The sequence below is a fragment of the Bradyrhizobium sp. USDA 4504 genome, from assembly GCF_054063995.1.
This window is the reverse complement of sequence record NZ_JBSSGV010000001.1, coordinates 717641-736786: the sequence shown is the minus strand read 5'-3', so window position 1 is coordinate 736786 and position 19146 is coordinate 717641. Positions and strand designations below refer to the sequence as shown.

Annotated in this window: 18 protein-coding genes; 8 read left to right on the top strand and 10 right to left on the bottom strand. The window is 58.6% G+C overall.

The features are described from left to right. Positions 1-82 precede the first annotated feature (82 nt). Together ACVMB1_RS03100 and ACVMB1_RS03095 are read right to left on the bottom strand one after the other, a co-directional pair. Positions 83-1075, bottom strand: coding sequence for an ABC transporter permease (locus tag ACVMB1_RS03100; RefSeq protein ID WP_253624233.1), 993 nt, complete (start codon positions 1073-1075; stop codon positions 83-85). Continuing rightward, the gene (locus ACVMB1_RS03095) at positions 1072-2652 is read right to left on the bottom strand and encodes a sugar ABC transporter ATP-binding protein (RefSeq protein ID WP_253640478.1); all 1581 of its coding nucleotides are present in this window, start codon (positions 2650-2652) and stop codon (positions 1072-1074) included. The genes ACVMB1_RS03100 and ACVMB1_RS03095 overlap by 4 nt, the downstream gene beginning before the upstream one ends. A gap of 259 nt (positions 2653-2911) precedes the next feature. On the opposite strand from ACVMB1_RS03095, the gene ACVMB1_RS03090 reads away from it, so the two are divergent. Together ACVMB1_RS03090 and ACVMB1_RS03085 are read left to right on the top strand one after the other, a co-directional pair. Further along, positions 2912-4744 carry an outer membrane protein assembly factor BamB family protein gene (locus ACVMB1_RS03090; RefSeq protein ID WP_057018881.1) on the top strand — a complete coding sequence of 611 codons (1833 nt, stop codon included), beginning with the start codon at positions 2912-2914 and terminating at the stop codon, positions 4742-4744. A gap of 99 nt (positions 4745-4843) precedes the next feature. Next, positions 4844-5125, top strand: coding sequence for a hypothetical protein (locus tag ACVMB1_RS03085; protein WP_141341660.1), 282 nt, complete (start codon positions 4844-4846; stop codon positions 5123-5125). 569 nt (positions 5126-5694) lie between these two features. Here ACVMB1_RS03085 and ACVMB1_RS03080 read toward each other — a convergent pair. From ACVMB1_RS03080 to ACVMB1_RS03070, 3 genes are all read right to left on the bottom strand, one after another. Beyond that, positions 5695-5898, bottom strand: a complete 204-nt coding sequence (locus ACVMB1_RS03080; protein WP_028336518.1) for a cold-shock protein — start codon at positions 5896-5898, stop codon at positions 5695-5697. A gap of 364 nt (positions 5899-6262) precedes the next feature. Beyond that, a complete protein-coding gene (locus ACVMB1_RS03075) occupies positions 6263-6508 on the bottom strand; it encodes a hypothetical protein (RefSeq protein WP_141341663.1) in 246 nt (81 codons plus the stop codon). Between the two features lie 249 nt (positions 6509-6757). Then, positions 6758-6883, bottom strand: a complete 126-nt coding sequence (locus ACVMB1_RS03070; RefSeq protein WP_456848287.1) for a hypothetical protein — start codon at positions 6881-6883, stop codon at positions 6758-6760. Positions 6884-7012: 129 nt separating this feature from the next. On the opposite strand from ACVMB1_RS03070, the gene ACVMB1_RS03065 reads away from it, so the two are divergent. Continuing rightward, complete coding sequence (locus tag ACVMB1_RS03065) at positions 7013-7195, top strand: hypothetical protein (protein ID WP_141341666.1); 183 nt, start codon at positions 7013-7015, stop codon at positions 7193-7195. A 380-nt stretch (positions 7196-7575) separates the two neighbouring features. Here ACVMB1_RS03065 and ACVMB1_RS03060 read toward each other — a convergent pair whose 3' ends face one another. Both ACVMB1_RS03060 and ACVMB1_RS03055 read right to left on the bottom strand, forming a co-directional pair. Then, positions 7576-9228 (bottom strand): recombinase family protein, encoded by a 1653-nt coding sequence (locus ACVMB1_RS03060; RefSeq protein ID WP_063790129.1) that lies wholly within the window; start codon positions 9226-9228, stop codon positions 7576-7578. 244 nt (positions 9229-9472) lie between these two features. Next, positions 9473-9784 (bottom strand): hypothetical protein, encoded by a 312-nt coding sequence (locus tag ACVMB1_RS03055; protein WP_456848285.1) that lies wholly within the window; start codon positions 9782-9784, stop codon positions 9473-9475. 1136 nt (positions 9785-10920) lie between these two features. Here ACVMB1_RS03055 and ACVMB1_RS03050 point away from each other — a divergent pair. Next, entirely contained in the window at positions 10921-12507 is a 1587-nt protein-coding gene (locus tag ACVMB1_RS03050) for an acyl-CoA dehydrogenase family protein (protein WP_253587690.1), read from the top strand. A gap of 327 nt (positions 12508-12834) precedes the next feature. On the opposite strand, the gene ACVMB1_RS03045 is transcribed toward ACVMB1_RS03050, so the two are convergent. After that, complete coding sequence (locus ACVMB1_RS03045) at positions 12835-13905, bottom strand: cytochrome-c peroxidase (protein ID WP_456849871.1); 1071 nt, start codon at positions 13903-13905, stop codon at positions 12835-12837. A 407-nt stretch (positions 13906-14312) separates the two neighbouring features. Between ACVMB1_RS03045 and ACVMB1_RS03040 the strand changes: the two genes are divergently transcribed. Next, positions 14313-14462 (top strand): hypothetical protein, encoded by a 150-nt coding sequence (locus tag ACVMB1_RS03040; RefSeq protein WP_456848283.1) that lies wholly within the window; start codon positions 14313-14315, stop codon positions 14460-14462. 128 nt (positions 14463-14590) lie between these two features. Here ACVMB1_RS03040 and ACVMB1_RS03035 read toward each other — a convergent pair whose 3' ends face one another. After that, positions 14591-14836: a hypothetical protein gene (locus tag ACVMB1_RS03035; protein ID WP_057018885.1), complete on the bottom strand. Its 246-nt coding sequence runs from the start codon at positions 14834-14836 to the stop codon at positions 14591-14593. A 778-nt stretch (positions 14837-15614) separates the two neighbouring features. On the opposite strand from ACVMB1_RS03035, the gene ACVMB1_RS03030 reads away from it, so the two are divergent. The 3 genes from ACVMB1_RS03030 (at position 15615) to ACVMB1_RS03020 (ending at position 18787) form a co-directional block, all read left to right on the top strand. After that, a complete protein-coding gene (locus tag ACVMB1_RS03030; protein WP_456848281.1) occupies positions 15615-16244 on the top strand; it encodes an FMN-binding negative transcriptional regulator in 630 nt (209 codons plus the stop codon). Positions 16245-16931: 687 nt separating this feature from the next. Continuing rightward, positions 16932-17612, top strand: coding sequence for an HAD family hydrolase (locus tag ACVMB1_RS03025; RefSeq protein WP_456848279.1), 681 nt, complete (start codon positions 16932-16934; stop codon positions 17610-17612). Positions 17613-17887: 275 nt separating this feature from the next. After that, complete coding sequence (locus ACVMB1_RS03020; protein WP_456848277.1) at positions 17888-18787, top strand: TauD/TfdA dioxygenase family protein; 900 nt, start codon at positions 17888-17890, stop codon at positions 18785-18787. A gap of 113 nt (positions 18788-18900) precedes the next feature. Here ACVMB1_RS03020 and ACVMB1_RS03015 read toward each other — a convergent pair whose 3' ends face one another. Then, entirely contained in the window at positions 18901-19143 is a 243-nt protein-coding gene (locus tag ACVMB1_RS03015; RefSeq protein WP_057018909.1) for a DUF2274 domain-containing protein, read from the bottom strand. Positions 19144-19146: the final 3 nt, after the last annotated feature.

Sequence of the window (19146 nt, the reverse complement as noted above, 5' to 3'; positions counted from 1 at the left end):
CGCCGATTGACCGGAGGCCGGCGACCTTGCCCCTACCCTTGCAACGCCTGACCTTGCGGCCCATGCGCTGCACCGTCGTGCTCTAGCGTTTCGTGAAGGCGACCGCGGCCACGATGATCGCTCCCTTGATGACGAGCTGCAGCGGCGAGCTGACGCCGAGCAGCACGAGGCCGTTGTTGAGTGTGCCGATGATGAGGCTGCCGAACAGCGTCCCCAGGATGTAGCCGCGCCCGCCGAACAGGCTGCAACCACCGAGGATCACGGCGGCGATGACGTCGAGCTCCATGCCCTGCACGACGTCGGGCCGCGCGGCGTGCGAGCGCGCGGACAGCACCAGCGCCGCGAACCCGGCCAGCGCGCCGGTCAGCACAAAGGCCGCGGTCGTCACCCACTTGGTGTTAATGCCGGAATACAGCGCCGCGGTCGGATTGCCGCCGACCGCATAGATGCGGCGGCCGAACACGTTATAGTGCAGCAGCAGGATGCCGACGATCATCGCCACCAGCGTCCAGGCGATCGGAACCGGTATGCCCAGGAACGAGCCTTCGCCGAAGATCGCAAAGTAGGTCTCGTTGGTGATGATGACAGGCTTGGTATTGGTCACCATCATCGCCAAACCGCGCGCCATGCTCAGTGAACCCAGCGTCACCAGGAACGACGGGATCGAGAGCTGCGTGGTCAGGATGCCATTGAGCAGCCCGACCAGCGCGCCCGTGCCGAGCCCGGCAACAGCGCCGACGATCCAGCTGTTGTTGATCTGACTCATCGCGAGCGCCGCGGCCATGCCCGACAGCGCCAATGTCGATGCGACCGACAGATCGATCTGGCGCGCGATGATCACAAAGGTCATGCCGACCGCGATGATCGAGACCAGCGTGGTCTGGCGTCCGATGTTCAGGAAATTGTCGACCGACAGGAACCAGGGCGAGGACAGGCTGAACACGACCAGCAGCACCACGAAGGCGATGTACAGCATGTAGGGCCGCTCGCCCCGCAGCAGATTCTGCAGCAGCTTGCGGCGTCGATCGGATCGGGTCGACGAGGCGACGAGGTTGGGCGCGGTCAGTTCGGTCATGCGGGCAGCTCTTGCAATACACCTTGTTCGGAAGCCTGGTAGATCTGCAGCAGATGATGGAGCTCTTCGGCATCATCGATCTCCCCGCGCACCAGCGTTCGCGCCACGCGTCCATCGACGATCACGGAGATGCGGTCGCAGAGCTCGATCAGTTCGACGAGGTCCGACGAGACCACCAGGACGCTGGTGCCGTCGCGGGCGGCATTGCGGATCACGCCGTAGATCTCCTCGCGCGCGCCGACGTCGACGCCAACCGTCGGCTCGTCCAGCAGCAGCACGCGCGGCCGCGGATCATTCCATTTTCCGAACACGACCTTCTGCTGGTTGCCGCCGGACAATGTCCTGACCAGGCTCGAGGCGCCTTGCGCCTTCACCGACAGCCTCGCCACCGCAGCATCCGCACGCCGGGCGGCGGCGCGCTGCTGCATGAAGCCCCAGCGCGAGAATTGCAGAATCCGCGGCAAGGTGATGTTGCGCTCGATCGAATGATCCAGCACCAGGCCCTGCATGTGCCGGTCTTCCGGCACCAGCGCGACGCCATGGTCGATCGCATCGGCCGCGCCGTTCGGCGGCCACGGCCGGCCCTCGATCGCCAGTGTGCCGCTCTCGACCGGCCGAAGGCCGAAGATCGTCTCCAGGATCTCGGTGCGCCCGCTGCCGATCAATCCGGCAAGGCCGTGGATCTCACCCTTCATCACGGACAATTCGACGGCCGACAGGCGATCGTTGGACACGCCCGACAGCGACAGAACCGGCGATGGATCGAACGAACGCGCAACTGCAGGTTCAGCGCGCGACGCCGCGGGCGCCAATCGATCGGTGCCGATGATGGAGTTCACCAGCCGCTTCATGTCGGTCTCGGCGGTGACGAACGTGCCGGCATTGGCGCCGTCGCGGAGCACCGTGACACGCTGCGAGATCTCGAACACCTCGTTGAGCCGATGCGTCACATAGATCACGCCGACGCCGCGGCGCGTCGCCTTGCCGATCGCGTCGAACAGGATACGAACTTCATCCGAAGTCAGGGACGATGTCGGTTCATCGAGGATCAACAGGCGCACCTCGCCCATCAGCGCCTTGGCGATCTCGGTCATCTGGCGGTAGGCGAACGGCAGCGAGCCGACTGCTGCCTTGGTATCGAGGGGAATGCCGAGCTCGCTCAGGAACGCCCCGGCCCTGGCCATCAGTTCGCGCTTGCGGACAAAGCCGAACCGCGTACGCGGCTCGCGGCCGAGCAACAGATTGTCGGCGACGCTCAGCGACTCGACGAGACTGAGGTCCTGATAGACGACGGCGATGCCTGCCTCGCGCGATCTAGCCGGACTGTCGAACGTAGCTGGTTTGCCGGCGATCTCGATCGTGCCGCTGTCGGCCGCGTGGACACCACTAAGGATCTTGATCAGCGTGGACTTGCCGGCCCCGTTCTCGCCCAGCAGCGCGTGCACCTCGCCGGCCCGGACCTCGAGGTTGACGTCGCGCAACGCCCGCACGCCGCCGAAGCGCTTGTTGATGCCACCGACCATCAACAGCGCCGTCGACGGCCGAGGCTCGGCTGCGATCGAACCGGACAATTCCAAATTTTCCTCCCGTCGACCGCGCGCGGCGCTGGTACGATGGTGACATATTGTTATTTTTGCAACTTATCTTGTTATAATTCTATCACATCGGCCGACCTGTCAATGGGAGATCGCGCCGGCGGGCGCTCGAATTGAAGGCGGCGATCGGATCCTGCACCGCCATACGTGCGGCCGGCCTCCGCCAAGCACGATGGCAGCCGGAAGGTTGTGCTAAGCTGCAATTGCTCTCTTCATCAAAAACCAACGCCGGTGAATCACGATGAAACTGAGTGCTGCGATTGCCATCGCCCTGATCTCGTCTTGCCTGCCCGCCGCGGCGCAGCAAGCCGGTGCCGACCTCTACGCGCAACGCTGTGCGCAATGTCACGACAGCAGCAACGCGGCTGTTCGCGCGCCGAGCCGCACCGCGCTGCAATCCAGATCGTTCGACGAGGTGCTTGGTGCGATCACCACGGGCCCGATGGCATCCTTCGCGCAGGGACTGACCAGCGACGAGCGGGCGGCGATCGCCTCACTCGTCACCGGAAAGGCCGCGTCGCTCGTGCCAACCGAGAGCGCAGGCCAATGCGCGCAGAACGAGACCGGCTTTCCGCAGCCGATCGATGGGCCGCGGTGGAACGGTTGGGGCACGGATATCAACAACAGCCGGTTTCAGCCGGCGGCAATGGCCGGCCTCGCGCAAGACCAGGTCCCGCGGCTGCGTCTGAAATGGGCGTTCGGATTTCCTGACACGTCGAACGCCAACGCGCAGCCGGCCGTCGTCGGCGGCTTGCTGTTCGTCGGTGGCGGCGACCGCAAGGTCCACGCCCTCGACGCCAAAAGCGGCTGCACGCGCTGGGCGTTTCCGACCGAGGCGCCGGTGCGGACGGCCATCAGCTTTGCCCCGCTGGACAACGGCCAGCCTGCCATCTTCTTTGGCGATGTGCGTGCCAACGTCTACGCCCTGAATGCCGCGACCGGCAAACTGATCTGGAAGAGCAAGGTCGACGATCATGTGGCCGCCCGGATTACCGGTGCGCCAGTGTTCTATTCCGGCGTCGTCTATGTCGGCGTTTCATCGATCGAGGAGGCTATCGGGTCTCGTCCCACCTACCAGTGCTGTACGTTTCGCGGCAGCGTCGTTGCGCTGAAGGCCGAGACCGGCGCGCAGATCTGGAAGGCCTATACGATTCCCGAGGCACCGCATCCGACACGGGCGAACGCCCTCGGGACCCAGCTGTTCGGTCCGGCCGGCGCGTCGGTCTGGTCCGCGCCGACGATCGACGTGCAGCGCCAGGCGCTCTATGTCGCGACCTCGAACAGCTATGCCGACCCGGCAACCGACACCAGCGATGCCATCCTCGCGTTCGATCTCGCGACCGGCCGAATGCTTTGGCACCAACAGGCCACACCGAAGGACAGCTTCGTCGTTGCGTGTTTCGGCACCGATCAGAGCAATTGTCCGGAAGACCGCGGCCCCGACCATGATTTCGGCCAATCACCGATCCTGGTGAGCCTGCGTAACGGACAGCGCGTGCTGGTGATCGGCCAGAAATCCGGCGTGGTCCACGCGCTCGATCCCGACCACGAGGGCAAGATCCTGTGGCAGACGCGGATCGGCAAGGGTGGCGCGTTGGGCGGGACCGAATGGGGTTCCGCCGCCGACCAGGACCGAATCTATGTCGCCAATTCGGACGTACGATTTCTCAGGGACGGCACGCGACGTCTGAATTCAAGCGAAGGTGGCGGCCTGTTCGGGCTCGATCTTGCGACCGGAAGGATCGCGATGCAGGTGGCGCCGGTGGCCTGTGGCGACCGCCCCCAGTGCAGCCCCGCTCTCTCCGCGGCGGTCACCGCCATTCCCGGCGTCGTGTTCTCGGGCGGCGTGAGCGGCTTCCTGCGCGCCTACGCGACCGATGACGCACGGCTGCTCTGGGAAATCGACACCGCCCGCGACTACGCCACGGTCAACGGCGTTGCGGCCCATGGCGGCGCCATGGACGGACCCGGCCCGGTCGTCGTCGACGGCATGCTGTATGTCAATTCCGGCTACGCGCAATGGAGCGGCCTGCCCGGCAACGTTCTGCTGGCCTTTGAGGTCGGCAACCCCTGACGGGTATTTGCGCCGGCAAGCTGAGCACTACTCGCGGCGGGCTATTCGTGCTTTGATGTCGGACAGGATCAGCCGAGAGGTCCGAAGGGAGACCGTGTGGTGCTTGGTGACGTGCTACGCATTTTCACGTCAGGGGCCGCTTCCCTCGCGCGCTCCAATGGTCCCGAATCGCCGATATCAGGGACCGGCGTCCCGAAATCGACCGACATGGCAGCCGCGCTTCAAATCGATGCGCATGTCGTTGCGCACGAAAAACACAGAAACTATAAGTGCTTGAAAGAATGGTCGGAGTGGCAGGATTCGAACCTGCGACCCCTGCGTCCCGAACGTAAGCAGCAACCGAAAAAATCAACAAAAACAATGAAGGCCGATCCTGATTGACCACTGTTATCGCTGTTTGTTCACTGTGTTTCGGTGGTCAATCGGTGGTTGGCGAAGTCTAATCCCGGACACCAGACCCGCGCACGAGTCTGCCGGGATCACCAGCAGCACAAACGATCAAAAGCATTTGTGGGGAGATACCGGGCGAGAAGCCGGCGGCGATTTGCCTGACCGCCAATCTGAAGCCGCGCTGCGCCCTCCTAGGGCAGTGGCCGCACCAGCAGACGCCCCCGACACGGTCATCGGGCGCGTCGGGGCCGCATTCCAAGCTCGCGCCGTCGGGCGCGCTGACAACGGAAGCAAGAAAGATGACTTCCAGCGTTGCCCGCCGTTCCGCGCCTAAGCAGAACCATTAGGGATTACCCCCGCCCTCGGCTCGCCGAAAATGATAGAAAAAAACTCAGGCAATGCCCTTCGCTATCTCGCGCATTTTCATGCTGCGATGCCATACAATAACGGTAGCGGCCTTGGCGCGGGGAACGCCAAGGCCGCTCTAAACTCCCGGTCGGGGGGCAACCTATCGCGGGAGCTTATGATGACTCCCGGCATTGCCCCTTGTTCCTGGTGCGTCACCCCACCCGCAGATTTTCGGCGGATGTTTTTCCGCGATTGTCCTTCGCTTCGTAGCTGACTTTCGCGCCCTCGTTTAGGCTGCTCAGCCCAGCCCTTTCGACCGCAGAAATGTGCACAAAAACATCCTTGCCTCCGTCATCGGGCTGGATGAATCCGTAACCCTTCGTCGGGTTGAACCATTTCACAGTACCTGTAGCCACAGACAAAACTCCCTTTGGTCCTAATGCGGGAAACCTAAGCGCTGAGCGTCAGGTCCCGCAAGGATAAAGACCGAAACAGCCGTTAGCAAATCAGCAACCAAACCGGCTCACGCTTCTCTGTGGGACGGGACCGATTGGGGAATTCGCACGGTCACGTTTCGGGAGGAACTGGCGCACGGGCCCTGGCGCCGGCTCTTCTTCCTTAACCGTGTGCTAACGAGACAACGGTCAATCGGTCCACGGGCCTGCTAGTCTACGGATACTGGGGATTTCAGGGCCCAGGGCTGGAAGAACAGGGCGCCGCCGGGATGCTGCATTTCAAGCCCGGCGGCTAGTTTCCTTGGGAGGTTAATCGGGGCTGGTGTCATTCGAGCCGCAGAGAAAGCGCCGGCAGCGGCTTATTGCCCTGCTCGCAACCTGTTCGCCCCTTGAGCGGTAGAGCCGGCGTTGAGGCATCCGCGGCAGTCCGGTCCATGAAGTGGATCAGATTAACGCCTGATGACCACTCCACATAACCAACTGCTGCAAAGGCAACTGCTCCCACGATGAGAACACTGAGCACTGAAGCGGCGGCTGCTGACGGCAAGCTTTGGCTGCTGAAAAACGGCATCACGATTCTCCGCCACCGAGTCGCCACCGGTTTGTGCGTGTATTAGGCCGATTAGCGATGATCGAGTGTGAACGGCCTCACATATCACGCGCACTTGATGCCGGAGCGTTCGGCTTCACGTCATTGGCCCGTGGCACAGCCCCTGCAGTTTGCTTGGTGCTGGGGATTTCAGCGTCCCAGTTCAGGAAGGAAACGCCGCCGGGCGTGTATTTTTGAGACCGGCGGCGTCATTTCCGAGACAGGTTTTAATTAGATCCAGTCGGCCACCCAATCAGGCAGACGATCCGAAAGCGGCCTGTCGAGAAGGCCGGCGACCAGCACGGCGAGCGCCACGCCTTCGATGGCACCCTCGGCGAACTCGCCTTCCCTTCCCATTCGAAAAGAAAGACCGACAAAAGCTTGTCACCTTTCGGTGCGCGTTCACCGCCTGGGCCGGATTCTGATTAATGGAACAGCAACGTCGTTTGCATAAGATGCAGTTCATTCGCTGCAGGACGCTCGAAAATGACCGAGTACGTCATCAGGGTAGTTGGGCTTCGCCAGTGGCTCGTGTTTGCCGATCGGCGAAGCATCGCTTTTTGCGCCGACGAAGATGAGGCGGTGAAAGCCATGACTGAACATAGCGCGCGCCGCCGTCGACCACTCAAAACAATGGAAATTGCGCCAAGGGAAAACCCGCCGGCGTGAACTGGCGGGCTGAATGATTTATCTTCGTGATTCGATCACCAGGTGCCTTAATTGAGATTGCAGGCAGCCGTGTTGGTTGGAGCTAAGCTCGTCTCGCGGGAAAACGCCAATTCCGCCGCCGCTCGCACTTCGTCGGGCGATGAGGGGCGGCCAGATCCAATGGCTTTTCAGTTGCGTGGTGCGTGCTGATCGAGCGCTGATCATTGCGCGCCGTAAACAATGCGGACATTTGGCCCGTCGACTTCCGTCATGACTGTGCCCGCATAAAATTCCGGTCGCCCGACAGGAAGACGATTGGGCAATTCGTCTCTTCTGACACAGCCTACTCGTAGCGGGAGGATTACCCGCACCTTCCTGGTACAGCCGGTGCGCACGCTGGCCTAGGTGGCTCGCGGGCATCCCCTCTTCGGCTTGGACATATCGACCACCGCCTTGTTCGACTTGTATCGAGTGGCACGCGTTGTTTTGCAGAGCCTCTTAACGAGCGATCGAGATAATTCGTCAAAAGTATCGAAGCGCTCTATGTTTTGGGCCGCCCGAGATTCTTCGGAGACCCGAAACCAAGGGCCATTAAACAACAGCGATGCCGACGGCAGCAGAAGATAATCGAGGGGCGATTGGTTATTTTCGTCCAGTCTCAAAATAATCACCCACCCCTCTAGCCGGCGCACGCGATTACGCATCATCCAGCGTACCACTCGGCCCCCATATTTGCACCATCTGGCGACCCGAAAGCTGACGTTCTCAGCCCTATTCAACCTCAAACACTTGGCTGAGCGATCAAGTCTAGCAAACGAGCCTGCCCGCTTGAGGGCAACACGAAGACGAGCTGCATTTTGAAGATGAAATTCGACCCATTGCTTGTACGCGGCGAGTTTGTCCCAATAGTGTTGATTGCCCGTGTAGCCAATCAGTCGATAAACGTTTTTAAGCGTGCCGAAATGAACCGAAAACGAGGTGACTGAGGGCATGCCGGGGCACTCGTTGATAATCCTTGAACTCAGCTTACCCTTCTTCATCAGCAGCTTTCGAAGCCTCAGCAGCATTTCCTCCTCTGGGATTTTGATGAGCCGCCGTGCCGCCATAACCTTCTGCACGCGCAGGAACACGTTTCGCTCGACAGTAGGCTCGATGATGCCTTCCTTCCTGATCCAGAGGGACTGTGGGTTACGCGCTCTCTTTGTCTCTAGCTTTTCCGTCGTGCGATTGTAAATGAAAGTACCGATATATGCTTCGTTTCGAAGAAGATCACGTATCGCATTCTTGCACCACGGAGCGCCTCGGCTATTTACAATGCCTCGCCGATTGAGTTCGCGCGCGATACCTCTTGGCGATTTTCCACTCAAATACTGCTCGTAGATCCATCTCACGACCTTGGTCTGAGCCGGCGTTCCCCGGCAAAGTCGTACGCGATCTGACGCCAGAAATTTGCGCTCGCCCCGACCAAGAAATCCCTTTGGAGTTGAGTGTTCGTCTACGACCAGTCGCTGCAATCCATAGGGAACTGAGCCGCCCATCTTGAAGCCTAGCCCCGCCAACCGCAAAGCTCCCGCATGGACCTTACCTGAAAGCTCCCGGCTGTACTCCGCCGCCATCACCCGCTTGATATTTTTGACAATGCTCGACAGAAGGCTGCCATCATTGTCGAATTGCTCGGCGCAATAGGCTACCTTGATGCCTGCCTTCCGACAGAGGAATTCATAGTGCGCGCTCTCGTCGACGTCTTGAAACCGTCCCCAGCGACTAACATCCAGGATCAGCAGGTGACCGAAGTCAGCTTCGCCAGACTGGACGTCACGGATCAGCGCGGTCAAACCGGCTCGCTTCTCGATTTTAAGACCGCTTTCGCCATCGTCGCGGTAGGTGCGAACGAGTGTGAGCCCATGAATGGCGGCGTAAGCTGCGATAACAGCCGCTTGGTTTTCAGTCGAGTATTTCTGGAGGTCAGTGGACATTCGGACGTATTGTGCCGCCCGATGTATCTTCTGTGCTTGAGGTAGATGGTCCTTGCGCACAATGAGCGAGTTGGCCATTGCGCTCCTCCCGAAATGACGATTATCTGCATCATCTCATTCAAGCCATTGAGCGATCACAAAACTAGGACCGCAGCTCGCGCCACACAAGCGATATGGTTGCCTTTGTAGCACCAACCAGATGTGAATTTCCGCGGCTGCCGCGCGGGTTTCGAAGCATGTTCAGCAGGCGCGATCGCAGAGGATAGCGGCCCCAAAAAAGCTGCGCCGTGATTCTCGAAATATCGTGTCCTGGCCGGTCGGCCTAGCCGAACAGGAAGCCTAACAGCGGCTGCAGCGAAAGGTGCGCGCTAACGTGCCCCACGATCGAGGCCGCAAGGCCAAGGCGCCAATAGAGATAGCCCCAGAGCAAGCCGCCGCACCCATGAAGCGCCACTTCGCGAACCCAACTCAGGGGCGTCGGATCAAGAGTCATCAGATACGACAGATAATATAGGGGATAGGCCACCAAGGCAGCCCTGAGGATCGCGCCCCAGTAGCACCATAACCACGGGCGACCGGCGGCGATCGCGAAGAGCCAGACTAACGCGGACATCACGATCAGGCGGAAGATCACCTCCTCGAATACAGCACGCGCCGAGAAAGGTATGATCAGGACCGTCGCTGAGTAACAAGCACCAGCGCGGCCTGCTCTGGCGGAATGACTGTACGGAAGGCCAGTCCATCCGCAATCGCCATGTAGGCGCCGAACACCATGCCGACAACGAGAGCCATCGTGATCGGCCGCCGGCAACCGTGCGGCAATATCTGTAGGCCGAGAGCGCTCCACTGCATTTCTATTTCAGACCCCCAGCAATCGACGCTAGCAAACTCCTACAACCGCCAATGCGTCCCAAGACGAAAAGCCGCTCGGGACCGCGTGAGCGAAGGCAGAAGCTCCCAAGTTTGCCGTTGAACTGACGCCCGGATAATTTCCGCCGTAGAACGCATGCCAGCCTCCGGTTGAGGGGATCGAAGAGAACTCGATGCCATTTGAGCCGGTTGCGGGATTGGCCGAGACATCATTATTCCAGTTGCCAGCATTGATTCTTAACCACGCATGCTGGACGTCGAGATCCCCGGCTACGCCGACAATGTCACCATTGCCCGCTTACTTTTACGCAAGCTCACGTCGGCAATAAGACCGCATAGAGCTCGAGGCGATCGACAAGTGGATCGAGAAGCAGGCCGATGAGCCTTCCCGCCCCCAGGCGATCCGCAGGCTGCTCTAGATCGCGTCGACGTCGTCAACCGCAGTGCGGCCCAAGACTGAAAGCCAACGCCAGCGCGCTCGCGACATGGCCGGCAAAGCAATCGACAAAGTTGCGGACAGCACTGCCAGTTCGGAGGAGCAAGCCGACCGCAAGCGCCGGCTCGTCAAGGGCCCCGAGGAATTCCAAAAGGTACGACGCGATCAAGACGGCGGGAGTCACGTTGGAGAACTGACGGACAAGCGGTATGTGCAGCTCAAGGAGATTCCTCCTGTCGGAGTTCCGGCGCGACATCGCGAGTACCGTGCAGCACCGCACGATCTCGACGCGACGAGTCCCTGGAGCGTATCGCACGGTCGCGAACACGCCCTCGATGGGTTAGTCTGCAAGATGCACCTTGACGCCCGCCGCGCAGCCCTGGCGATGACTCCCAATCTGGGTAATCTGCATATGCTTCGCTCGCATTCACCTATACCAATGTCTATTCGAGCCAGCCACGAAGATGATTGTCATAACGCACGCACGCAATCAATCTGGCTTTATGGATATGTACACTCAAGCTTACCCCTTATGCGAGGAGGCGCAGGAGCGCACATCTGACTTTGGTGCAGCTACCACCTTATATTCCCGTTTGATCGATGACCTCAGTCAGTTGAATTTTGCAGACGCGGATGACCGTCGGGCATTCCCTCCGACCCTACACAGCGTATTGGCACGGCATGGGCTATTCGGGCTCACTACACCAACAGAGCACGGTGGGTTAGCCCTTCCTTTGCAAGAGGCCATCGACCTCATCTCCGCGACTGCATCCTTCGATGTCTCTGCTGCCTCTACCCTCGTGATCCATAACTTTCTGGCCCTGCCCTGCATCGAAGCGGCACCGCACATCCCTGAACAAAGGCAGGTCATGTGGGGCGCAACACGCGGCGATCTTTGCGCTTTCGCTTTAACAGAGCCTGGAGCTGGCTCTGCCCCGCGACATATAGAAGCGTCGGCCTTCATGCATGAAGATAGAGTTCGCATCTCTGGCCGCAAAATCTGGATCGGCCTCGCTGACTGGGCTCGTTGGATCGTTTGTTTTGCGCGAGCCGCTGGTCCCAATGCGAAAGGACGGGTCGTTGGCGTTCTAGTTGATAGGCAGGCTCCGGGCCTAAAGGTCACGCACGAGCATCGCACACTCGGTCTGCGCGGTATTATTCAAAACACCCTAGAGTTCCACGATGTCGAGCTGCCGAGCGCTTACGTGCTCTCTCGCGATCAAGACGGCTGGGGAGCAGCAGCATCTAGTATGAACCGCGGGCGCATCGGTGTGGCTGCTATGGGTCTTGGAGCCCTTGAGCGCGCTATTCAGGTCGCAGCCTCATATGCAAGCCGTCGTCGACTAGGCAAGCTGCGCATGATCGAGAACAGCTATATCGAGCAATCATTTGGACAGATGGTACTCCGACGGGAAGTCGTGAAGGCAATGCTGGGTGCATCCTGCCGACTTGTCTCAGCGCAGGGCGCACCGAACGTCCACCTTGCGTCAGCAACGAAGGTTTTGTCCTCGGAGTGGTGCGGCCTCGTTGCCGATCAATGCGTCCAACTGTTAGGTGGCCGCGGTTACGATGAGGGGACTCCTGTAGCTAAAATCTATCGAGACGCTCGCATTCTCCGCATCTTCGAGGGGCCGACTGAGACGCTCCTATCACATCTCGGCCGCTGCCTTCTCTCTCGAGCCACACGTGACGAAATAGCTGATCTTTTTCTGTCACTTGATGCGGCACCATTCCACGCTGCTGCAATTGAGGAACTCTCTGGACTCAATGAGACAGATGGCGCCGTACTAATCTATGCGGGTTGGCTCACCACATTAGGACTGGCACAAGCCGTCATGTCTACTGGTTCGTTCTCGGCCTCAGATTGTCTCGCGGCTGACCTCGTCAGTTCCGAATTGAACACCCTCCGTACTCGCAAGCCGGCAAGGCTATCTTTCGAAGGCCGTACTCGCGCTAGCAGGACTCTGAATACTTTCCTTCACGACGCAGCTTCTTCCATCCGTTCACCAGTCCTTACAGACGATTACCTCAGATTGGTACAGTATGTTTGAGACCCCATGTGAACGGTTCGAGGATGCTGATCTGGAGACGATCCAACACTCGACAGCGACGAGCTTTCGGTAACACTGACCTAGCAAGATTTAGCGATTTAACTCAGCAAAGTTCATCTCATCGACAGCAAGCCGTTTTTGTCGCGGAGTCAAAACTACCACTCGAGGCTTGGGACAAACGCGCCGCATGATGCGTCGCTGAGGCGAGGCGAACTGGGATGTGTAGTCGCCTGGACAACAACAATTGAGATTGGGCACACTTAGCGACGCGCACACTTCGAGTATCGATTGAACCAAGGACGCACGGCATCCGGCTTATCGGTGCCCCTATTTGTCTAGAGAGGGCCGTGGCGTCGCATCGCTACGCGTGGGCAGTCTCGGATATTCGATCTTTGGCAGCTGCCCAGTTAACGAATTTAGAAACGCTACAATGTCGTTTTCCTCTTTATCGCTGAGCTTCGCGCCGAGCTGGGTCTCACTCATCACGCCAACCGCTTGCTTAAGGCTCCAGGCCTGGCCCGAATGGAAGTACGGTGCCCGCAACGCGACGTTGCGCAACGGCGCGGCGCGGAAAACGTATTCGTCGCTGGCTACCTTGGTAACCGCAAAACGGCCCTTGTCGGCGGATGGCAGCAGCGTTCCGTCCGGCCTTTCAACCACGCCGAACGGGAAGTAATCCTGTCCACCGACGTTGATTCCATTGTGGCAAGACGAGCATCCTTTTTCCATGAATAGCTTTAGTCCCGCCTTCTGCTGATCATCGAGAGCATGCTCATCGCCCTTCAGGTACTGATCAAATGGGGCAGCAGGTGTAATCAGAGTCGCTTCGAAAGCCTCGATCGCCTTGGCGGAATTGTCAAAGGTGACGGGCCTCGCCTCATTCGGGAACGCTTTCTGGAACATGACGACATAGTCGGTCATCGAATTCAACGTGTTGAGCACCCTGTCCGGCGTGGCATTCATTTCGACACTCGCCTGGATGGGGCCTGTGGCTTGCGCCTTGAGATCTGCCGCGCGCCCATCCCAGAACTGCGCCACATTGAACACTGCGTTATAGACGGTAGGTGCCCGACGTGGACCTCGCTGCCAGCCATGACCCACTGACGTTGGACCAGCATCTACGCCGCCCGCGCCAAGGTTATGGCACGTATTGCAGCTAATGATCCCGCTTGCCGATAGCCTCGGATCGAAGAACAGCGTCTTGCCAAGTTCGACCTTTTCGTGGGTGACTGTGTTGTCCTTTATCGCAGGGACGATCGAAGGAATCGGTTTGAAAGCCTCCCTGGCAGCGCTCATCAAATCGTCAGTTGCGCCCGCTGCTGAGGAGACCAGGATCCCAATGCTCAGAACGCACACTTTGTAGACCAGGGAAAGCTCTCGTATCGCTGACTTCTTCATTGCTTGCATTACCAATTTCATAGATGCCGGAAACGGCCAAAAAGCTGCATGCGGCCACACTCGAGGAAAGACACAGCTCCACCAGAAGGACGCCGCAACGGCAGATCTCGAAGCCGGCCGTCTGGGGTGCCACCGACGAACAATGAAGAGGCGGTCAACTACAGCGGTTTTGATCCAGGATCGTCAAACACCCAGCCTCATTCGCCCACCCCTGCACTTGCTGCCGGCGCAAAGACGTCTGCGTGAGATCTGGGTCGTCGAAGCTGTTGATATTGTCAAAGCAATCCATCCGATCCTCCTCTGCCAGATCTAGGCAAATCAAGCCGGACTTGTCAGTCTAGCTAGAGACCTTCCCATGCTATGGGCCTTAGCTGTCGATAAGCTGACGACCCCCGGAACAATTCACAATGTTGGCCTTGCACGGCAACTCTCGTGTAACGCCGTTCGGGTTTTTCAAGCGGGTAGACGGCACAATTACGCGGCAACTGAGCGAGCGCAACACCGCCATTAAGAACCTCAATGCCATGATGTCCCTCAAGGGCCTTGAAGGCGAATAGCTGAGCGGCGGCTGTCACGGTGTTCGCGTAATCGGATGGTGGCAGCTTGATGGCTGAGCAGCAGCGGATGTTGAGGAACGTCGCATTGAGCCGCTTTACCGGCTGGTAGGTAAGCGAACTTCGCTCTCCTAGGTGGGCGTGCGCCGTTCGCGCTCAGCCCTATTTGCAGCCCTGAGTCGCTCTCCAATGTACTCAGAGATATCGTTCATCTCAGCCTGCAAGTCGGCTTCAGAAATATCCTGCTCTTTGGCTGCCTCGACAAGGCGCTGAGTGAGTTCGGCCACATCCTGCGACGCGCCGGGAGTCCGATACTGCTCGACGGCATGAACGCTATTCTCGATCCAGAAGTCGATAAATTCGCGAACTTCACTCACTGTATACCCTTAAGCCAGACCAATGGCCCAGCGTTAACTCCAGTAACGGAACGGAGCAAGGCCGTCTTAGCGGCGTCGGCGTATACCAAGGTTTGGCGGACGCGAGGGAGTGACAATCGAACAGCGGATGGCCGATGATTGAACGTGATCAGAAAAACAAAAGGATTGCCGCAATCGCGATAAGCAAAGGCCGAACAGAACGCTTCCTGCGCTGAAATTAAACTCGCCCATGACACCCCTTCGCCTCGAACACATTGTGGCTTAAATAAAATAGACCATCGTCTATAACGGGTTGTCCCTCCCGCACTTCAGCTCGATTAGATCAAGCTGATCGGAACCTCCGACATTCATAAAGTTCGCCCACCGCAAGTGCCATAAGAGATATCGAGGTGGCGTTGAGGGAGTTGTCAGCGCAGCCAGATGGAAAGTTATCAGCACCGCCGTCCGCTCTGCTCTCAGTAAGCCGGCTGTTGGCAGGTTCCAAGTTGAACGTGGCACGCACCCATCGGTAAGCAGCAGTCCGGCTCGCTTGTCCGAGGAAACTCAGATGTTCAGAGCGGCGAATGAAAGCGAGCGCCCATGGAACCGGACTCGTCATAATTGCCTTGCTCGGTTACATCACGGCCCCAGGAGCACGTCAGCGGGCGATCACGAGGCGGCCAAGCCACGAGCAAGGCGGGCGGATCCAACGGCGAACCTCCAAGAGGCCGACTGAAACTGGCAGTTTTCTCGCACATTGACCTGGGTTATCTCGACGACCTCCAACCGAGAGCCTTCCATGTATATACCATGCCCCTTTCGAGATGACGACCTCGAGAACATTCGAGCGACAATCCGCTGCGCCCGATTGGCCAACCTGATCACGGCCACGTCGGGCGGGCCCCTTGCGACGCCGCTTCCCCTCTTCCTCGATGAGAGCGAAGGCGAGCACGGCACGCTGTACGGGCACCTTGCGAAGCGCAATCCGCAATGGCGCACCGCCACGATCGGAGATGCGATGGCGATCTTTACTGGCCCGGAAGCTTACGTGACGCCATCCTGGTATCCCAGTAAACGACAAGCTGAGCACGTGGTGCCGACATGGAATTACATCGCGGTCCATGCCCATGGGCCGATTGGGTTCTTCGAGGATCCCGATCGCCTGCTTGAGATCGTGACGCGCCTTACGAATATCCATGAAACGTCACGTGCGACACCTTGGGCCGTCAGCGATGCTCCCGTGGATTTCATTACCGCCCAGTTGCGTGAAATCGTCGGCGTACGCATCCCGATCACCCGGGTCGAAAGCAAGCGCAAGATGAGCCAAAATCGCCCCATGCCTGATCGCATTGGTGTCGCCACCGGCCTAGCCGCGAGCAAACTGGCGCGGGACCAGGAAGTTGCGCCTCTTATCCTAGTTCAGGCCTGAGACGATAACATGCATGGCCGTTACCAACAGCGGCGGTCGACACATAGACTTACATGTGCAGTTCTCACAGAGAACAGCGGCATCAGTCTAGCCGTTGCGCCGCTCAAGACATTTTTTTCCTCGTCGCATCAGTGGTTGCTGGCACTAGATAGGATGGGCGACAATTGAGCATTGCTCCAGTCCTCTCAGTGGAAAGTCGTTGAAGCCCCGACTTTCGACTTAGCGACTCAGGTAGAAGCCCATTCGCCTCACTAGCCGGACAGATCACGGAGGGAACACCCCAGTATCAATTGCGCCCGAATTTCACGAGCGGATCAGTCGGCCCGCACTTACCGGACCTTGTAGACTCGTGTCCGTATTCTGACAGAGGCACAATCTCGTGTCATGTCCAGTACAGCGCGCCTAGCACGCGTTCAGACCGTCGAAAGCCCATTCGGCCTTGATGGCCGGCTGGCATGACCATTGCTTCAAGCAAATCGATCCAGAAATAGAGCCGTCAAAGCAGCAATGCTCACGCCCTCCGCCTCCATCTCGCCTCGGAATCACAGTCCGCCCGTCGAGCGCACTGGCGCGCGTTGCTCCCCTGACAACTCTGTATGGGCCTAACCCACTAGGACCGCACCGGACCAACAAAACAGCCAGTCTCGAACACGAGAATATCGCACGATTACTTGTCTAGGTTCACGCATGAAATCCGCCGTTGTTTTCGACTGGAATGGTACGCTGCTCGATGATGCCAATGCCGTGCTGCAAACCATTAATGCAATTCTGAGCCGCTTCGGTCGCGCAGCCGTCGATATGCACAGGCTTCGAGAGGAGTTCGAACTCCCTCTTTCGGTTCTTTTCCGCAATCTAGACATGTCGGAAGATGAAATCGACGTCGTGAATAGTAACGACAGCGCCATTTTCCACGATGCCTACGAATTTTTGGCGCGCAACGCGGCCTTACGCAAGGGCGCACGAAACGTTTTGCTCGCTCTTGATCAGAGATCAGTTCAAACCGTCATCGTTAGCAATCACATTGTTGAACCGATCCGCACACAAGTGCGAAGACTCGGAATCAAGACTCAAGTTAGGGATATCTTGGCATTTGAGAGCCGCGCCACCCAGTTTAGGAGCATGAGCAAGGAAGAACGGCTGCGTTTGTATATGCAGGCCAATGATCTATCCCCAGAAAGAACCGTCATCGTAGGTGACATGCCAGTTGAGACTGAGATTGCCCGCAATCTCGGTCTTATTAACGTATCAATCACGGGGGGATTTGTTTCCGAAGCGCGCCTGTGCGCCGCAGGGCCCGACTACATGATTCATGACCATCATGAATTATTACCGGTTTTGCAAAAGCATTGCATTATTCAGCGCAGTTAAGTGACCATAAGAACACAGCTGAAGATCCGCCGTTCGCCCGATGCTGCTATCCGCTTCGTCTTCACGATCCGATGATATTCGAAGAGTGAGATCGAAAACCGAGTTCTTTTACTCGGTCGAACCGCGGATCAAGTCCGATAGCTCGTGTCAAATATCGCGATCCGCTTAGTGCCATCTGGCGCTACATGTTCGGTCTTTCGCCTGGCATGATGCTTGCTGCAGATCATTCGTTACCAAGGGGCGGGGAAGAAACTGAAAGGCCTTGGAAAAACGACATGAGCACAGCGGCTTTGATCGGTGACGTCATTCCGGGCACCGATGTTGTGAAACGTGCAGCGCGCATCGGTGCCGAAGTCAAAAATATCGAGCTATCGGGCGATCTACCGGACCACACGATCGTCGCAATTAACAGCTTGTTGCTCGAGCACAAGGTAATCTTCTTTCGCAATCAAGGACATCTCAACGACGCCGAGCAGGAGCGCTTTGCCGCTCGTCTCGGAAAGCTAGTGCCGCATCCGATGCTCGGTGCTACCAAGGGAACGGCGTCGCTCCTCGAACTGGACTCCACTCGCGGCGGCGGTCGCGCCGATGTTTGGCATGCCGATGGGACCTTCGCCGAAGCCTATCCCAAGATTTTGGTCTTGCGAGCCGTTGTAATGCCAACGTTCGGAGGCGATACCGTGTGGTCGAACACAGCTGCCGCTTACCTTGACCTGCCGCCCCCGCTACAACGGCTTGCCGATGAGCTATGGGCTGTTCACAGCAACGTTTTCGATTACGCTGGGATCGCGCGCGTCCGTGACGTTGACAAGAAACACTTTGACGATGTGTTCACCAGCAGGATTTTTGAGACTGAGCATCCCGTCGTGCGTGTCCATCCCGAAACAGGCGAGCGGACGCTAGTGCTCGGCGTCTTGGTGAAGCACTTTATTGGGGTGCCCAAATACGACGGACAAAAGCTGTTCGAGCTGTTCCAGTCTCATATCACCGCGCCCGAAAACACTGTGCGGTGGAACTGGTTAGAGGGCGATATCGCGATATGGGATAACCGCGCGACACAGCATTACGCGGTCAACGATTACGGGGACCAGCATCGCGTCGTACGTCGGGCCACGATCGATGGAGACGTGCCCGTCAGCGTGGATGGCCGGAGAAGCGTACCGCGCATGAAGTGATCAACGACCAGCGCCCTCGCATCCGAAAGTGGACAAAGCCTGGCTACCGGAGTTGTTTGGGGCCGGACCTGGGAACGCTAAACGATATCTCAACTGTCGAGAAACCTTGAGCATCACTTCCCTTCGCCAGTGGCCGGTACGTGGCCCTCACGTTTCAGTTTAGAAAACCCTCGATCCGTGGCCATAAAGCGCGCCAACATGGGGGCGATGAGCTTAGTCGGTTCGACCGCTTGACCACCTTGACGCCTAAGGGCTTCTGCATATGCAATGAGGTCACGATGCACGGCCGCCGGCAGCTCCGTACTCACTTTGACCGGCTTATCGTCTGGAAGCTCTGCTATTTTGAGCTTTGGCATGTT